A 17655-nucleotide genomic window follows, 5' to 3' on the forward strand; every position below is an offset into this window, starting at 1 on the left:
AATATCATTAATATCACAGGCTTCTGCCTTTAAATCAATTCAAATAAATAATACAATAGTAATACGTAAATATAATTGGGGGAGAATGTACACTGATGGCAAAAGCAAAAGTATCATTTGAATGTATGGCCTGCGGCTACGAGTCGCCAAAGTGGATGGGCAAATGTCCGAACTGCGGTGCGTGGAACCAGCTTGAAGAGAAAATTGTACATAAGGAATCGACGCCCGGCCGGGGAACGCTCGGTAAGACGGCTTCCGATGACCGCTCGCGTGCCACTAAACTTACTACGATAAAAAAACAGGATACACCGCGTACAACGACACGCTCCGGAGAATTTGACCGGGTGCTCGGCGGGGGTATCGTCAACGGTTCACTGATTTTAATCGGCGGGGATCCCGGTATCGGGAAATCAACAATCTTACTGCAGACGGCACTGATTTTAGCAGAAAATCATAATGTGCTTTACGTTTCCGGTGAGGAATCGCTCGAACAGATTAAAATGCGTGCGGACCGGATTACAGAAAAACCGTCGGATTTAACGGTGTTCTGTGAAACGAACCTGTTATATATACATGACGAAATTAAACGTATGAAGCCCGACTTCTTAATTATCGACTCGATTCAGACAGTATTCCATCCGGATGTCGCAAGTGCACCGGGCAGTGTGGCTCAGGTCAGGGAGAGTACGCAGTCCATTATGAATATTGCCAAAGGCAATAACATTGCGACATTTATTGTCGGACACGTAACGAAGGACGGTCAGATTGCCGGACCGAGACTGCTTGAACACATGGTGGATACTGTGCTGTATTTCGAAGGTGATCAGCACCATTCGTACCGTATACTGCGTGCAGTGAAAAACCGTTTCGGTTCAACGAACGAAATGGGTATTTTCGAAATGAAGGCAAAAGGGCTTGAAGAAGTTTTAAACCCTTCTGAAATCTTCCTCGAAGAACGTTCGAAAAACGCACCGGGCTCGGCTATCGTTGCAACGATGGAAGGAACGCGGTCAATGCTCGTTGAAGTACAGTCGCTGGTTACTCCGACACACTTTCATAACCCGAGACGCATGGCGACCGGAGTCGACACGAACCGGCTGTCGCTGTTAATGGCAGTACTTGAGAAATCGGAAGGACTGCTTATGCAGCAGCACGATGCATACATTAAAGTTGCAGGCGGCGTAAAACTCGATGAGCCGGCTGTCGATTTAAGTGTCATTATCAGTATTGCTTCCAGCTTCCAGAATATTGCGGTACGCGGTGATGACTGCTTTATCGGTGAAGTGGGGCTGACAGGCGAAATCAGACGTGTGACTAAGATTGAACAGCGTCTGCAGGAAGCGGCAAAGCTCGGATTTAAACGTGCAATAGTGCCTGCTTCGAACTTAAGCGGCGTGGATGTGCCGGCGGGCATTGAAGCTATCGGTGTGAAAACGCTGAAACAGGCAATCAAACACGCACAGCATAAAGATTAAAAAGGAGGGATACTATGCTCAAATATTTACTGTATGTCGTTTACATACTGATTGGTATTTCACTGGGTGTCTGGCTGTTTCCTGAACTGCAGATGCTGCTGCCGTTCGAAATACCGAGGATATTTAACAATATACTGATAAGCGGCACGCTTGGTGTTCTGCTGTTTTTCCTGTTATTCGGCTGGACACTGTCGCATGCACATAATTTTCTGAAGAAAAGTGAAGGATATCTGCTTTCAAGAAGTCTTGTCGAAATCGTTTTTGCCACACTTGGAATGGTACTGGGACTCGTAATCGCTGTCTTAATATCTCTTTTAATCAATACACTGGACATTCCACTGATAGGCGAAATCGTACCGATTGTATTTGCAGTAGTACTCGGTTATTTAGGATTTATAATCGGACTGCGCAAATTCAGCGAGGTGCTTGATTTCTTTCCGAAAGCTTCGCAGAAAGCCAAAGCAGACGGCAATCAGATTGCCCTTAAGAAGTTTATCGATACGAGTGTAATTATTGACGGACGGATTATCGATGTTGTCGAAACGGGGTTTCTGGAAGGTGAAATTATCATTCCGCAGTTCGTACTGGATGAACTTCAGCTGATTGCTGATGCTACTGACCCGGTTAAAAGGGAAAAAGGCCAGCGCGGGCTGGACATGCTGAATGCACTGCAGGAGAAAAGCCGTAATGTCCGTATCGAACCGGTTACTTATGACAAGCTCGATGTCGACCAGCAGCTGATCGAGATTGCAAAAAAAGAAAAAGGTGCAATTTTAACGACGGATTACAACCTGAATAAAATATGCCAGCTTCACGATATTCCCGTTCTTAACGTCAATGAGTTAAGCGGGGCGATAAAAACCGTCGTCGTTCAGGGTGACGTTTTTGAACTGTTTGTATCCAAAACTGGTAAAGAAGAAAACCAGGGTGTCGGATATCTCGATGACGGTACGATGGTCGTTGTGGAAAACGGTGAGAACTTAATTAATCAAATGGTACCTGTCATTGTGACAAGTGTACTGCAGACGAATTCAGGACGAATCGTCTTTGCGAAACTGGAGAAAAACAAATGAAATATACGGTAATTATTCCGGCAGCGGGACTCGGTTCCCGCATGGGGCTCGGATTTAACAAAGTGCTTTTGGAAATTGACGGAGAACCGGTAATTAAACGCACCGTCAGACAATTTGAAGAAGATCCCGACTGCGAAGCGATTCACCTTGCGGTGAGATCTGAAGAGACGGATATTATGAATAAGATGTTTGAAAACAGCAGAAAAATCGCAGGTATTCATATCGGCGGTGCTGAACGTCAGGACAGCATTTATAATGCACTGATTAATGTGAAGAATGCCGAATATGTTTTCGTACACGACGGTGCAAGACCGTTTGTCACAACTGATGTACTTAAGCGATTGAAAGATAAAGTTACAGAAACCGGCGCGGTCATCTGCGGAGTGAAAACAAAAGATACGCTGAAGCGCGTCAATGACGGCAAGGTGAAAGAAACACTTGTCCGTGATGAAGTGGTTGCCGTGCATACGCCGCAAGGTTTTAAGTACAGTATTTTAAGACAGGCTTATGAGCATTCAAAAGCAAATAAACTTGAAGTGACAGATGACTCGATGATGGTTGAAGCGATAGGAAAAGAAGTCTATTTAGTCGATTCGACTTATGATAATATTAAAATAACGACAAGCGAAGATCTGCAGCTTGCGCATATGATTCTTAAAGGAAAGTAGTGAGATGATGAGGATCGGTCACGGTTATGATGTGCACGCATTTGATGCATCCCGCCCGCTTATTTTGGGCGGTATGGAAATTCCCCACGACTTCGGGTTAAAAGGACATTCCGACGCGGATGTGCTGCTGCATACAATTACAGATTCCATACTGGGTGCGCTGGCACTTGGTGATATCGGGAAGTTCTTCCCGGACACAGACGAAAAATTTAAAGATGCGGATTCACGTGCACTGCTGAGTGAAGTAGTAACGATGATGCATGAAAAAGGTTATGAAATCGGCAATATCGATGCAGTAGTGATTGCTGAAAGGCCGAAACTTAGAGGATATATTGACGATATGCGTGAGAACGTTGCGGTTCTTTTGAAGACGGATATATCAAATGTTAATATTAAAGCGACAACATCTGAAAAATTAGGATTTACAGGCAGAGAAGAAGGTATCGCAAGTGAAGCGGTAGTCTTACTTCAAAAACAGGAGGCAAAATAATGAGTAAAGTAAGAGTGAGATACGCACCAAGTCCAACCGGATATCTGCACATAGGTAATGCCCGTGCAGCACTGTTTAACTATTTGTTCGCACGCCATCACGGCGGAGACTTCATTATCCGTATTGAGGATACTGATAGATCGAGACACGTGGATGAGGGTGAAGAGTCTCAGCTGAACTACTTGAAGTGGCTCGGTATTGAGTGGGATGAAAGTGTTGATGTTGGCGGAAACTACGGCCCGTACCGTCAGTCGGAACGCGGAGATATTTACGCACCGTATATCCAGAAATTACTGGATAACAACCTGGCATACCGCTGCTATATGACTTCTGAAGAACTTGAAGCTGAAAGAGAAGAACAGCTTAAAAACGGTCAGACACCAATGTACGGCGGAAAACATTCAAACTTAACAGCTGAACAGGAAGAACAGTACAAGGCTGAAGGCAGAGAACCATCAATCCGTATCCGTGTACCGAAAGACAAAACATACACGTTTAACGACATGGTTAAAGGCGACGTATCATTTGACTCAAACGGATTCGGCGACTGGGTTATCGTGAAGAAAGACGGCGTGCCGACTTACAACTTCGCTGTTGTAATCGATGACCACGAAATGGAAATTACTCACGTACTTCGCGGTGACGACCACATTTCAAATACACCGAAACAGATGATGGTGTACGAACTGCTTGATTTGCCGCTGCCGGAATTCGGCCACACAGCATTAATCGTTAACGCAGAGAAGAAGAAGTTATCAAAACGAGATGCTTCAATTATTCAGTTCATCGAGCAGTATGAAGCGCTTGGCTACCTGCCGGATGCAATGTTTAACTTTATCGCGCTTCTTGGCTGGTCTCCTGAAGGAGAAGAGGAAATCTTTACTAAAGAAGAACTGATTGCAAATTTCGACGAAAACAGACTGTCTAAAGCATCTGCATTCTTCGATAACCAGAAATTAATGTGGATTAACAACCAGTACATGAAACAGAAAAACTCTGAAGAGATTTTCGACATGGCATTGCCGTTCCTTAAGGAAGCGGGCAGAGTATCTGAAAATCCTGATGAAGCGGAGCTGGACTGGACACGCAAACTTGTGCAGCTGTACCAGCCTCAGATGAGCTATGCTGCTGAAATTACAGACCTTTCAGAGCAGTTCTTTAAAGACCACGTGGAGTTTGATGAAGAAGCGGATGAAGTTCTTCGTCAGGAGCACATTCCTGAACTGATGACGGCACTTCATGAACACTTCACAGCGCTTGAAGACTTCTCACCTGAAGGAATCAAAGCAGAAATTAAAGCTGTGCAGAAAGCAACAGGCATTAAAGGCAAGAAATTATTCATGCCGATCCGTGTTGCAGCAACAGGCGAAACAAAAGGACCTGAACTGCCGGACGCAATTTCATTAATCGGCAAAGAGACAGTTCTAGAGCGCATCAAGCGTCTTATCTAGGCTGAACGGTTGAAATAAGAGGCTTTGTGCCGTATGATATAAGTGTTAAAAGTTAAGTATATAAACCGCTGGACACAAAGAGATTATCCACCTGCTGAAAAGGATAACAAAGCGTTTGTAGAATTGCGCTTTTAATATTGAATAAACTCTATATTAAAAGTGAAAAAGCAGAGTGGAACCGTGCGTGAGCGCCTCTGTCCGACTACCGGGCAGAGGCGTATTTTTATGATTTTAGGAGGGCGAAGATGTTTCAGAGAGTGAAAGAGGATTTGGACATGGTACTGGCACTCGATCCGGCTGCAAAGAATCGTTTCGAAGCGTTTTTTACGTACTCAGGTGTCCATGCAGTATGGGCGCATCTGATTGCACACTGGTTTTATAAAAAGAATTTAAAAGTGATTGCACGCGTGATTTCGCAGCTGAGCCGTTTTGTGACCGGTGTGGAAATTCATCCGGGAGCAAAAGTCGGCAGAAGGTTATTTATCGACCACGGAATGGGTGTCGTTATCGGCGAAACGTGCAACATCGGCAATGATGTGACGATATACCAGGGGGTAACACTTGGCGGAACGGGTAAAGAAGACCATAAGCGCCATCCTGATATCGACGACAATGTACTGATTGCAGCAGGTGCCAAAGTGCTCGGGAACATTCGCATCGGAGAATCATCGAATGTCGGTGCAAACTCCGTCGTACTGAAAAATGTGCCGCCTCACTCGACAGTTGTTGGAATTCCGGGGCATATTGTGAAGCAGCACGGTCAGCGTATCAGAAAACATAATAACTTTGACCACCGGGATATTCCGGATCCGTTATTTGAGAAATTGCTGGAACTTGAAAAAGATATTAATAACTTCAGAAGAGAAGTTGGGAATGAGGTAAAAGATGGTTCGCATATATAATACAATTACCAGAAAAAAAGAAGAGTTTAAGCCGCTTGAAGAAGGAAAAGTAAGCATGTACGTCTGCGGTCCGACAGTTTATAACTATATTCATATCGGGAACGCGCGTCCTGCGATTGCTTTCGATACGGTACGCCGTTATTTGGAATATAAAGGATATGAAGTGAAATACGTATCGAACTTTACAGATGTCGACGATAAATTAATTAAAGCTTCTAAAGAACTTGGTGAAACCGTTCCTGAAATTGCAGAGCGTTTTATCGAAGCGTTCTTTGAAGATACGGGCGCACTCAACGTTAAAAAAGCAGATGTTCATCCGAGAGTGATGGACCACATGCCGGACATCGTAGAGTTTATTAAAGTGCTGATTGAAAAAGATCATGCGTACGAGTCGGCGGGAGATGTATACTTTAAAACACGTTCATTTGACGGCTACGGCAAACTGTCTCAGCAGTCGGTGGATGACTTAAAAGTAGGCGCGCGCATCGATGCGGGCGAGAAAAAACAGGATCCGCTGGATTTCGCGCTGTGGAAACAGGCGAAAGATGGAGAAATCAGCTGGGATTCACCATGGGGCGAAGGCCGGCCGGGCTGGCACATCGAGTGCAGCGTGATGGCGCGTGAACATCTGGGGAACACGATTGACATTCATGCAGGCGGACAGGACTTAACATTCCCGCATCATGAAAACGAAATTGCCCAAAGCGAATGTATGACAGACGAAACATTTGCCAACTACTGGATGCACAACGGCTACATTAATATCGACAACACTAAGATGTCGAAGTCACTCGGCAACTTCATCCTGGTGCACGATATTATTAAGGAAATCGAACCGAATGTACTCCGCTATTTTATGGTAAGTGTGCATTACCGCAACCCGATTAACTATAACCGCGAGCTTGTGGATGCAGCGCGCAACGGTCTGATGCGTATCCAGGACAGCTATCACCAGGCAGTGGAACGTCTTGACAAAGCAGTCGGTACAGAAACAGACGATAAAATTCTCGCTGGAATTGATGACAACATTAAACTGCTGGAAACACATATGGATGATGATTTCAATACAGCCAATGCGGTTGCAGCATGGCACGAACTGACCGGCGAACTGAATAAGTATCTTCGTCAGCCGTCAACAGCAAAAGAAGTGCTTGAGAAATTTACGGCAGCATTTAAGACGTACTCGGAAATTCTCGGTGTGAGTCTGGAGAGAAAAGAACTGCTTCTTGATGAAGAAGTTGAAGCGCTGATTGAAGAGCGTGAAACAGCACGTAAGAATAAAGATTTCGCACGCGCAGATGAAATCCGCGATAACTTAAAAGCGGAAGGTATTGTACTTGAAGATACGAAAGACGGTGTGAGGTTCAGACGTGGATAATTTTAAACTGGACACAGTGCCGTCTCTGTCGCTGGCATTTTTAGGCGATGCAGTTTATGCCGTACACGTCCGAGAATATTTAATAAGAAATAAACCCTACTTAAAACCGGACGCTCTGCACAGAGAGGCTAATAAACTTGTCAGTGCAAGGGCCCAGGCAGAAGCACTGCATTTTTTAAGACAGTCGGAACTGCTGACGGAAGAAGAATGGGATATTGCGAAAAAAGCGCGTAATAAATCGAGCGCAACACGTGCGAAGAATGCTTCGATTAAAGAGTACCGGAACGCATCCGGACTTGAAGCGCTTGTCGGGTACCTTGCGCTGACGGATAACGAAGCGCGTATTACAGAGCTGATGGCTCATATAATTAAGAACGGGAGTGAAGTGCGATGAGCAGTTCAGCAATAGCAGGACGCCACGCAGTGAGAGAGCTGCTGCGTTCAAACAGTGATATTAATAAGATTTATATACAGGACACTGTAAACAAAAGTCAGTTGAAAGAAATTCTTGATCTGGCGAAAGAAAAACGCGTTGTTGTATCAACGGTGCCGAAAAATAAAATAGACGGACTGACAGACGAACGCCACCAGGGTATCGTTGCACTTGTCAGTGCGCATGAGTATATGCCGTTCGAAGAACTGCTTGAAAATATTGCAGGCAAAGATGCCAACATTATTATTCTGGACGGGCTGGAAGATCCGCATAACCTGGGCTCTATTTTAAGAACAGCTGATGCTGTCGGCTTCGATGCGGTAATCATTCCAAAACGCCGCTCGGTACTCTTAACGGATACTGTTGCGAAAACATCGACAGGTGCGATTGAGTACGTGCCGGTTGTCAGAGTGACGAACATTAACCAGACAATCGATAAGCTGAAAGAACATAACTTCTGGGTAATCGGCAGTGATGGTACAGGAACGATGGATTATCGCGAAATGAACGCGAAGTCCGGCAGTACAGCACTCGTTGTCGGCAGTGAAGGTGAGGGAATCAGCAGAAAAACATTGGAGAAATGCGACTTTACCGTTAAAATACCGATGGTTGGTGAAATTACGAGCCTGAATGCTTCGGTTTCAGCTGCACTTTTGATGTATGAAGTGTTCCGTCAGCAGAACCCGTCCGGACGTGATTAATCATGCGTAAAAAACGGCGGTTACTGGTAGTCGACGGCTATAATCTGATTGGTGCCAATTCCAAGCTTTTTGCAGAATCAAAAATTTCACTTCAGCTTGCGAGAGAAGAAGTGCTGAAAGCGCTGAGTGAATACCAGGCGCTGCAGAATTATGAAATCATCTGTGTGTTTGATGCATATGAAGTAAAAAACCAGGAAGCGGTTATCGATTATTACGGCATTACGGTAATTTATACGAAAGAAAAAGAAACAGCCGATGAATATATAGAACGATTCGTTTACGATAATTATCATCCTCACTTATGCGATATCAGTGTTGTTACGAGTGACCTGACAGAGCAGAATGCGATATTTGCATACGGCGCCTACCGGGTACCCTCGAGAGAGATGTGGATGAATCTGGCGGAGGCTGATAAAAATATCAGTGCACATATTGAGACGATAAACGAAAAACTGCCGAGGACAAAACTGGATATCAGTGAAGAAGTACTCGCAAAAATGGAAAAACTGCGGCGCGGCGAAGAGTGACACCTTGAACGCCCCTCACGAACCTCATATAGTAGGAGTAATATAAAAGAGGGGGCGCAGCTGATGTACAGAATAAAAACTTTTTATTTTTATATCAGGGAAACCGGATCGTCAGAGTACGACGGCACAGATGTGATTTATAACAGCAATGCACTCAGAGTAAAAGACGGCGATTTTAATGCATTCGATGAAATTGATGTCCGGCTGCGTCCGTTCATCCGGCGGATGTCGTTCAAGTACGATATGAGTGAGCATGACCGTGAAGATTTAATTCAGGAAATGATGTATACGGCACTGATTCTCTGTCTGAAGTACGATTATGCGAAAGGTCATTACAGACATTATGTGCTCCGGACCATCCGGCTGAAAATGTACGATTATATGAACTGCTGCAGCGCCCGGCATCAGATTGAAATGGATTCCGATGATATGATAATGTTTGAAAACAAACATGCACTGTCGCAGATTATATTAAAAGAAACGCAGGCTGAGTATACCGGGGCATCCGGGGATTTATCGAATTACGAAAAACAGGTGCTGAAGTTACTGATGGACGGCTGTTCTTTAAACGATATTGCCAGTCTTTGCCGCAGGGACCCGAGATCGGTAATCAATACCCTTTACAGGATAAAAATCAAGTTCAGAGCAGTTGAAGATTTACACGCTGTTGTTGACAATAACGCACTGAGCCGATATAGTATACTAGAATTGAAATGAGGATTTTAAGATGAAAATTGCTCTTATATGCAGTGACTGCGGCTCGCGTAATTATTCATTAAACAAGCCGGTTCACAATGAAAGACTCGTAATGAAAAAACATTGTCCAAAATGCAATAAGCATACAACGCATAAAAGTTCTATATAGTTCAGGAGGAACGGTTGATGAATAATAATAATAACTTCTTCCAAAATGTTGTTAGCGAGATGAAAAAAGTCAGCTGGCCAACAGGGCAGGAAGTAGTCCGTTATACGACGACAGTAGTACTTACAGTAGTATTTTTTCTGGCATTCTTCTACGTGCTGGATATCGGCATCACAGCACTAATTGATTTTATGTAATTTAAAAGGAGCGGTAAAATGTCTCTAGACAAGCATTGGTATGCAGTACATACCTATTCAGGCTATGAAAACAAAGTAAAGGCAAACCTAGAGGCGCGCCTTGAATCGATGAATATGCAGGATTTAATTTTCCGCGTAGTCATTCCCGAAGAAGAAGAAACAACAATTAAAGACGGGAAAAAGAAAACGGCAATGAAGAAAACATTCCCGGGATATGTTCTCGTTGAATTAGTAATGACAGACGAATCATGGTACGTAGTCCGCAATACGCCGGGCGTTACAGGATTTGTCGGCTCGCAGGGTGCGGGCAGCAAGCCAAATCCGCTGCTGCCGGAGGAAGTTAAATTTATCCTTCGCCAGATGGGAATGTCCGAGAAAATTGTTGATGTTGAAGTCGCTGTCGGCGAATCGATCAATATTATTGCAGGGCCATTCAATAACCAGAGCGGTGTAATTGAGTCTATCGATGAGGAACGCTACAAGCTTACTGTACTCGTTGAGATGTTCGGCCGTGAAACACCGGTTGAAGTTGAATTCGACCAAATCGAAAAACTTTAATTTCTTTATTGAAATATGTAACTATTATGTGCTATACTTTCATGGTCGCAAATTTGCGGCCATCTTTATTTATGTATACAGATGAAGAGTGGGAGGATGAAATCTAAACATCCTGTGACCACATCACGATTATGAGGAGGTGCAACATCGTGGCTAAAAAAGTTATTAATGTTGTGAAATTGCAAATTCCTGCAGGCAAGGCGAACCCGGCACCACCGGTAGGTCCAGCACTAGGTCAGGCAGGCGTAAACATCATGGGATTCTGTAAAGAATTCAACGCACGTACACAAGAGCAGGCAGGTCTTATTATTCCTGTAGAAATCTCAGTATTTGAGGACCGCTCATTCACATTTATTACAAAGACTCCACCAGCAGCTGTTCTTCTTAAGAAAGCAGCAAGCGTTGAGAAGGGTTCAGGCGAACCTAACAAAAACAAGGTGGCAACTGTTACAGCGGCTCAGGTTCGTGAAATCGCTGAAACAAAAATGGAAGATTTAAACGCAGCATCAGTAGACGCAGCAGTTAAAATGGTTGAAGGTACAGCTAGAAGCATGGGCTTCTCTGTCGAAAAATAAATTAAGTATTAATACGGTCGTGGGAGGATTAACCCCGCTATAACCACAAGGAGGAATTTAAATGGCTAAGAGAGGTAAAAAGTATCAAGCTGCTCTAGAGAAGTTTGATCAAAACTCTACATTCTCAATTGAAGAAGCAATTAAACTTGCTAAAGAAACGCATGTTGCGAACTTTGACGCTTCAGTTGAAGTAGCTTTCCGTCTAGGTATTGATACGCGTAAAAATGATCAGCAGATCCGTGGAGCACTAGTACTGCCGCACGGTACTGGTAAGTCACAACGTGTATTAGTATTCGCTAAAGGCGAAAAAGCTAAAGAAGCAGAAGCTGCAGGCGCAGACTTCGTAGGCGAAGCAGAACTGGCACAAAAGATTAATGGTGGATGGTTTGATTTCGATGTAATCGTTGCAACACCGGACATGATGGGCGAAGTTGGTAAATTAGGCCGCGTACTTGGACCTAAAGGACTAATGCCAAACCCTAAAACTGGTACAGTAACTATGGATGTAACGAAAGCAGTTCAGGAAATCAAAGCTGGTAAAGTTGAATACCGTGCTGAAAAAGCTGGTATTGTACACGTTGGAATCGGTAAAGTTTCATTTAGCGAAGAACAGCTTGTAGAAAACTTTAAAGCAATTCACGATGCTCTTGAAAAAGCTAAACCTGCATCATCTAAAGGTGTTTACTTCAAATCAGTAACAGTATCCAGCACTATGGGGCCTGGAATCACTCTTGACCCAAGCGTTGTAAGAACTGTTTAATAAATAAATATTGACAAGTGTAGATATATCGGTTATATTTACACTTGTAAATTTTAAAAGATTACCTAAGACAGCAGGAGCTGATTTCATCAGCTTAATAATAATCCTGCCGAGGCAAATAAAAATGACTTGAATGATATTTATATAAATTCAAGCACTTTTTGCCGCGGGTAAAAGGTGCTTTTTTTATTTGCACCAAAAATTAATGGAGGTGTAACTACATGTCAAACGTGATGGAACAAAAACAACAGCACGTTGAGGTTATTGCAGAACAGCTTAAAAACTCAGTATCTACTGTATTAGTGGACTACCGTGGACTAACTGTTTCTGAAGTAACTGAATTACGTAAGCAATTACGTGATGCTGGAATTGAATTCAAAGTTTATAAAAACACGATGGTTCGCCGTGCTGCGGATTCACAAGGCTTATCTGAGCTTAATGAATTCCTGGTAGGTCCAAGTGCAATCGCATTTTCTAACGAAGATGTTATCGCTCCTGCTAAAATCATCCACGAATTCGCTAAAAAACACGAAGCTTTAGAAATTAAAGCGGGTGTCATCGAAGGTAGTTTCGTACCGGCGGAAGATGTTAAATCAATTGCATCTCTACCATCAAGAGACGGCTTACTTTCTATGCTGTTATCAGTATTACAAGCACCAGTACGCAACTTCGCATATGCAGTTAAAGCTATCGGTGAAAAAGAAGAAGAAAACGGCGAAGCTTAATATTAAGCACGCTTAAAACCAACAAAAAAATGGAGGAATATTATCATGGCTAACAATGAACAAATCATTGAAATGATTAAAGAAATGTCAGTTTTAGAATTAAACGACTTAGTAAAAGCAATTGAAGAAGAATTCGGCGTAACTGCTGCTGCTCCAGTAGCTGCTGCAGGTGGCGGGGAAGCTGCTGCTGCTGAAGAACAAACTGAATTTGATGTAGAACTTACATCTGCAGGTTCATCTAAGATTAAAGTAATCAAAGTAGTTCGTGAAGCTACTGGTCTTGGTCTTAAAGATGCTAAAGAGCTAGTTGACGGCGCTCCTAAAGTTGTCAAAGAAGGTCTTTCTAAAGACGATGCTGAAGCTCTTAAAGCTCAACTTGAAGAAGTTGGCGCTGGCGTAGAAGTTAAGTAGTCTATATAAATTTTGACACAAAAAGTTCCCGTAAACATAAGTTTATCGGGGACTTTTTTAGTTACTTTTACTGATTGGGGGAGATTTAATGTCTCACTATTTTACTACGGACAATACACCGCATGAATTCAGCGAAATTAAGTTCAGTTTCAACGATCATGTCTACCGCTTTAAAACAGACCGCGGCGTATTTTCGAAAAACCAGATTGATTACGGCACAGAAGTGCTGATCAAAACTGTATTTGAGAATTTTAAAGGCTCGGGACAGCTGATAGATATGGGCGCAGGATACGGTCCAATCGGAACTGTGCTCGGAAGAGAGCTCGGCATGGAACCGGTAATGGTCGAAGTTAATGAAGATGCGATACAGTTATCCATTGAAAATACACGGCGGGAAAATCTGAAAGCCGACGTGCTCGACCGTGAAAGTTACGGCGATATGATATTTAATGTACTGCTGTATGTTACTAATCCGCCGTTCAGAGCGGGCAAAGATACAGTGCTCGGCATTTTAGATGACGGGTATAACCGTCTTTCTGAAAACGGAGTGTTGTATATGGTTGTACAGAAAAAGCAGGGCATGCCTTCTTATAAAAAACATTTAAATTCGCTGTTTGGCAATGTTGAAATTGCATCAAAAGATAAAGGTTATTACATCTTAAAAAGCACGAAATAAAAGAAATTATATATTTGACTTGACAAATTGTATATGTTATTCTTATAGAATGTTAAATTAATATCAATAAGTATGTACTTTTCTGTGCAGCTGTTGAATGGAGCATTTTAAATAAGTGTCCAGTTTAATAGGAAATGGAGTTGATTACGATTCCGTTTTCTTTTTGTCTTTTGAACTGCTGTCCGCTTAAATGTCCCATTATAGTTTACGCAAATATTATTAGGGGTGAATCTGTCGATGAGTCAATTGATTCAGTATGGAAGACATGCACAACGTAGAAGTTATGCGCGTATCGAAGAGAAGTTAGAATTACCTAACTTAATTGAGATTCAGACGAAATCGTACGAGTGGTTTTTAGAAACCGGTCTAATCGAAATGTTTAAAGATATTTCTCCGGTAGAGGATTTTACAGGAAATATGTCTTTAGAGTTTGTCGATTACAAACTCGGCGAACCGAAGTATAACGAGGAAGAAGCGAAAGATCACGATTCAACTTACTCAGCACCGCTGAGAGTGAAAGTTCGTTTAGTCATCAAAGAAACCGGCGAAGTTAAAGAGCAGGATGTATTTATGGGAGACTTCCCATTGATGACGGATACAGGGACATTCATTATTAATGGCGCTGAACGTGTAATCGTTTCGCAATTAGTAAGAAGCCCATCTGTATATTTCTCTGAGAAGTTCGACAAGAATGGTAAATTGAACTTCGGAGCAACAGTCATCCCTAACCGTGGCGCATGGTTAGAATATGAAATCGACGCAAAAGATGTCGTTTATGTAAGAATCGACCGCACGCGTAAATTACCGATTACGGTATTATTACGTGCGTTAGGTTTTGCAACTGACGAAGAAATTATCAACCTTCTTGGCGATAACGAATATCTTCGTAATACGCTTGAGAAAGATGCGACGGAAACAGTCGACCAGGCCCTGTTAGAAATTTACGAAAGATTGCGTCCAGGCGAACCGCCAACAGTAGAAAACGCACGTAATTTATTATATTCGAGATTCTTTGATCCGAAACGTTACGACTTAGCAAATGTCGGACGTTACAAGATGAATAAGAAACTTCATCTGCAAAACCGTCTCTTCAACCAAGTGCTTACAGAACCGGTTGTCGACTCAGAGACAGGTGAAATTATTGCTGAATCAGGTTCAACTATCGACCGCCGTACACTGGACTCGATTATGGAACAGCTTGAAACAACTGCGAACCTGAAAACTTACCACCTTGAGCAGGGTCTTTTAGATGAGCCTGTTGAAGTTCAGTCGGTAAAAGTAAGATCACGCAACAACGAAGAGCATTCAACTACAGTAATCGGCAACGCTTTCCCTGATGTGGAAGTTAAATCCATCACGCCGTCAGACATTATTTCTTCAATCAGTTACTTCTTTAACTTATTGGAAGGTGTCGGATTCACTGATGATATTGATCACCTTGGAAACCGCCGTCTGCGTTCAGTTGGTGAACTGCTTCAAAACCAGTTCCGTATCGGTGTTTCACGTATGGAGCGTGTTGTACGCGAAAGAATGTCTATTCAGGACACTGAGACTGTAACGCCTCAGCAGCTGATTAACATTCGTCCGGTAATTGCATCTATTAAAGAGTTCTTCGGAAGCTCGCAATTATCACAGTTCATGGACCAGACGAACCCGCTTGCCGAATTGACGCACAAACGCCGTCTTTCTGCATTAGGGCCCGGCGGTTTAACCCGTGAACGTGCCGGAATGGAAGTTCGTGACGTTCACTACTCTCACTACGGACGTATGTGTCCAATCGAGACGCCTGAGGGACCAAACATCGGGCTGATTAACACACTTTCAAGTTATGCACGTGTGAACGACTTTGGATTTATCGAAACACCTTACAGAAGAGTGGACCCTGAAACAAACAAGGTAACGAATCAAATCGATTACTTAACAGCTGACGAAGAAGACAGCTATGTTGTTGCACAGGCTAACGCTGTTCTTGGTGAAGACGGGACGTTCCTCGATGAGGAAGTTATCTGTCGTTTCCGCGGAAACAACACGCAGATGCAGCGCGACCGTATGGACTACATGGATGTATCGCCTAAGCAGGTAGTATCTGCTGCGACAGCTTGTATTCCATTCCTTGAGAACGATGACTCCAACCGTGCACTTATGGGTGCGAACATGCAGCGTCAGGCAGTTCCATTATTAAACCCTGAATCACCATTCATCGGTACAGGTATGGAACACGTGTCTGCCCGCGACTCAGGTGCTGCTGTAGTTTCACGCTACAGAGGGCGCGTTGAACATGTTGAAGCTAAAGAAATTCACGTCCGCCGTATCGAAGATAAAAACGGTAAAGACGTAGAAACAGAAAAAGATGTTTACAGAATGTCTAAATTCGTGCGTTCAAACGCAGGAACATGTTATAACCAGATTCCGATTATCGCTGAAGGCGACATCGTTGAAAAAGGTGAAATTTTAGCGGACGGTCCTTCAATGGACAACGGTGAAATGGCACTTGGACGCAACCTTGTTGTCGGCTTCATGACTTGGGACGGTTACAACTATGAGGATGCTGTAATCATGAGTGAGCGTCTTGTAAAACAGGATGTATACACTTCAATTCATATTGAAGAATACGAATCTGAATCAAGAGACACTAAACTCGGACCTGAAGAAATTACACGTGACATTCCAAACGTATCTGACAGTGCGCTTAAGAAACTCGACGATCGCGGAATTGTTCATATCGGTGCTGAAGTTATCGACGGCGACATTCTTGTTGGTAAAGTAACGCCTAAAGGTGTAACTGAATTAACTGCAGAAGAACGTCTGCTGCACGCAATCTTCGGTGAAAAAGCACGTGAAGTAAGAGATACTTCACTGCGTGTACCTCACGGTGCAGGCGGTATCGTGTTGGATGTTAAAGTGTTCAACCGTGAAGACGGCGACGAATTATCACCTGGTGTTAACCAGCTCGTACGTGTTTATATCGTTCAGAAGAGAAAGATTTCTGAAGGTGACAAGATGTGCGGACGCCACGGTAACAAGGGTGTAATTTCGAAGATCTTACCGGAAGAAGATATGCCTTATATGCCTGATGGCACGCCAATTGACATCATGCTTAACCCGCTTGGAGTTCCATCCCGTATGAACATCGGTCAGGTGCTTGAACTTCACCTCGGTATGGCAGCACGTGCAATGGGCTTAAGAATGGCATCTCCTGTATTTGATGGAGCGAACGAAGACGATGTGTGGTCTACAATGGAAGAAGCAGGACTTGCACGCGACGGTAAGACGGTACTATACGACGGGCGCACAGGCGAACCGTTTGAAAACCGTATTTCTGTAGGTGTAATGTACATGCTGAAACTTGCACACATGGTTGACGATAAACTTCACGCAAGAAGTACTGGACCATACTCACTGGTTACACAGCAGCCACTGGGCGGTAAAGCACAGTTTGGTGGACAGCGTTTCGGTGAGATGGAAGTATGGGCACTTGAAGCATATGGTGCTGCGTACACATTACAGGAAATCCTGACAGTTAAATCCGATGATACTGTCGGACGGGTTAAAACATACGAAGCAATCGTTAAAGGTGAAAACCTGCCGAAACCTGGTGTTCCTGAATCATTCAGAGTATTGATGAAAGAACTTCAGAGTCTGGGTCTCGACGTAAGTATCATGGATGAAAACGACGAAGAAATTGAATTGCGCGATACAGAAGATGATGAGATTCAAAGCCAACCGACTCAATCGGACAACGTAACTGCTTCAGCTAAAAATGAAAATGTTACTGAGTAATGTGCTGAGCTTG

20 protein-coding genes and 1 other annotated feature are annotated in these 17655 nt (G+C 43.5%); all 20 genes read left to right on the top strand.

Translation table 11 applies throughout. From position 1 onward, the window contains the following. Positions 1-95: 95 nt before the first annotated feature. Positions 96-1475 carry a DNA repair protein RadA gene (gene radA, locus HNR41_RS09020; protein WP_184283882.1) on the top strand — a complete coding sequence of 460 codons (1380 nt, stop codon included), beginning with the start codon at positions 96-98 and terminating at the stop codon, positions 1473-1475. Positions 1476-1489: 14 nt separating this feature from the next. Further along, positions 1490-2548, top strand: a complete 1059-nt coding sequence (locus HNR41_RS09025; RefSeq protein ID WP_184283884.1) for a PIN/TRAM domain-containing protein — start codon at positions 1490-1492, stop codon at positions 2546-2548. Continuing rightward, the gene (gene ispD, locus HNR41_RS09030) at positions 2545-3216 is read left to right on the top strand and encodes a 2-C-methyl-D-erythritol 4-phosphate cytidylyltransferase (RefSeq protein WP_184283886.1); all 672 of its coding nucleotides are present in this window, start codon (positions 2545-2547) and stop codon (positions 3214-3216) included. The genes HNR41_RS09025 and ispD overlap by 4 nt, the downstream gene beginning before the upstream one ends. A 4-nt stretch (positions 3217-3220) precedes the next feature. Next, positions 3221-3706, top strand: coding sequence for a 2-C-methyl-D-erythritol 2,4-cyclodiphosphate synthase (gene ispF, locus HNR41_RS09035; RefSeq protein ID WP_184283888.1), 486 nt, complete (start codon positions 3221-3223; stop codon positions 3704-3706). Then, entirely contained in the window at positions 3703-5157 is a 1455-nt protein-coding gene (gene gltX / locus HNR41_RS09040) for a glutamate--tRNA ligase (protein ID WP_184284311.1), read from the top strand. The genes ispF and gltX overlap by 4 nt, the downstream gene beginning before the upstream one ends. Positions 5158-5402: 245 nt before the next feature. Beyond that, complete coding sequence (gene cysE, locus HNR41_RS09045; RefSeq protein WP_184283890.1) at positions 5403-6059, top strand: serine O-acetyltransferase; 657 nt, start codon at positions 5403-5405, stop codon at positions 6057-6059. Then, entirely contained in the window at positions 6043-7437 is a 1395-nt protein-coding gene (cysS, locus tag HNR41_RS09050) for a cysteine--tRNA ligase (protein ID WP_184283892.1), read from the top strand. Before cysE ends, cysS begins: the two co-directional genes overlap by 17 nt. Then, positions 7430-7831, top strand: a complete 402-nt coding sequence (locus tag HNR41_RS09055; RefSeq protein ID WP_229714991.1) for a Mini-ribonuclease 3 — start codon at positions 7430-7432, stop codon at positions 7829-7831. The genes cysS and HNR41_RS09055 overlap by 8 nt, the downstream gene beginning before the upstream one ends. Further along, positions 7828-8571 carry a 23S rRNA (guanosine(2251)-2'-O)-methyltransferase RlmB gene (rlmB, locus tag HNR41_RS09060; RefSeq protein WP_184283894.1) on the top strand — a complete coding sequence of 248 codons (744 nt, stop codon included), beginning with the start codon at positions 7828-7830 and terminating at the stop codon, positions 8569-8571. Before HNR41_RS09055 ends, rlmB begins: the two co-directional genes overlap by 4 nt. A 2-nt stretch (positions 8572-8573) precedes the next feature. After that, positions 8574-9098 (top strand): NYN domain-containing protein, encoded by a 525-nt coding sequence (locus tag HNR41_RS09065; protein ID WP_221432914.1) that lies wholly within the window; start codon positions 8574-8576, stop codon positions 9096-9098. Positions 9099-9161: 63 nt separating this feature from the next. Next, on the top strand, positions 9162-9815 hold the full coding sequence (locus HNR41_RS09070; RefSeq protein WP_184283896.1) for an RNA polymerase sigma factor: 654 nt from the start codon (positions 9162-9164) through the stop codon (positions 9813-9815). Between the two features lie 10 nt (positions 9816-9825). Beyond that, positions 9826-9963: a 50S ribosomal protein L33 gene (rpmG, locus tag HNR41_RS09075; protein WP_074431621.1), complete on the top strand. Its 138-nt coding sequence runs from the start codon at positions 9826-9828 to the stop codon at positions 9961-9963. A gap of 17 nt (positions 9964-9980) precedes the next feature. After that, the gene (gene secE, locus HNR41_RS09080) at positions 9981-10157 is read left to right on the top strand and encodes a preprotein translocase subunit SecE (RefSeq protein ID WP_184283898.1); all 177 of its coding nucleotides are present in this window, start codon (positions 9981-9983) and stop codon (positions 10155-10157) included. Between the two features lie 18 nt (positions 10158-10175). Beyond that, on the top strand, positions 10176-10715 hold the full coding sequence (nusG, locus tag HNR41_RS09085) for a transcription termination/antitermination protein NusG (RefSeq protein ID WP_184283900.1): 540 nt from the start codon (positions 10176-10178) through the stop codon (positions 10713-10715). A gap of 149 nt (positions 10716-10864) precedes the next feature. Continuing rightward, positions 10865-11290: a 50S ribosomal protein L11 gene (rplK, locus tag HNR41_RS09090; protein WP_184283902.1), complete on the top strand. Its 426-nt coding sequence runs from the start codon at positions 10865-10867 to the stop codon at positions 11288-11290. A gap of 61 nt (positions 11291-11351) precedes the next feature. After that, positions 11352-12050 (top strand): 50S ribosomal protein L1, encoded by a 699-nt coding sequence (rplA, locus tag HNR41_RS09095; RefSeq protein ID WP_184283904.1) that lies wholly within the window; start codon positions 11352-11354, stop codon positions 12048-12050. Between the two features lie 46 nt (positions 12051-12096). Further along, positions 12097-12246: a sequence feature (ribosomal protein L10 leader region), on the top strand. 25 nt (positions 12247-12271) lie between these two features. Next, positions 12272-12775, top strand: coding sequence for a 50S ribosomal protein L10 (rplJ, locus tag HNR41_RS09100; protein WP_184283906.1), 504 nt, complete (start codon positions 12272-12274; stop codon positions 12773-12775). Between the two features lie 45 nt (positions 12776-12820). Then, on the top strand, positions 12821-13186 hold the full coding sequence (gene rplL, locus HNR41_RS09105; protein ID WP_184283908.1) for a 50S ribosomal protein L7/L12: 366 nt from the start codon (positions 12821-12823) through the stop codon (positions 13184-13186). Positions 13187-13274: 88 nt separating this feature from the next. Beyond that, positions 13275-13862, top strand: a complete 588-nt coding sequence (locus HNR41_RS09110) for a class I SAM-dependent methyltransferase (RefSeq protein ID WP_184283910.1) — start codon at positions 13275-13277, stop codon at positions 13860-13862. A 237-nt stretch (positions 13863-14099) separates the two neighbouring features. After that, the gene (gene rpoB, locus HNR41_RS09115) at positions 14100-17642 is read left to right on the top strand and encodes a DNA-directed RNA polymerase subunit beta (RefSeq protein WP_184283912.1); all 3543 of its coding nucleotides are present in this window, start codon (positions 14100-14102) and stop codon (positions 17640-17642) included. Positions 17643-17655 lie beyond the last annotated feature (13 nt).

The organism is Jeotgalicoccus coquinae, assembly GCF_014207425.1.
Taxonomy (GTDB): Bacteria; Bacillota; Bacilli; order Staphylococcales; family Salinicoccaceae; genus Jeotgalicoccus; species Jeotgalicoccus coquinae.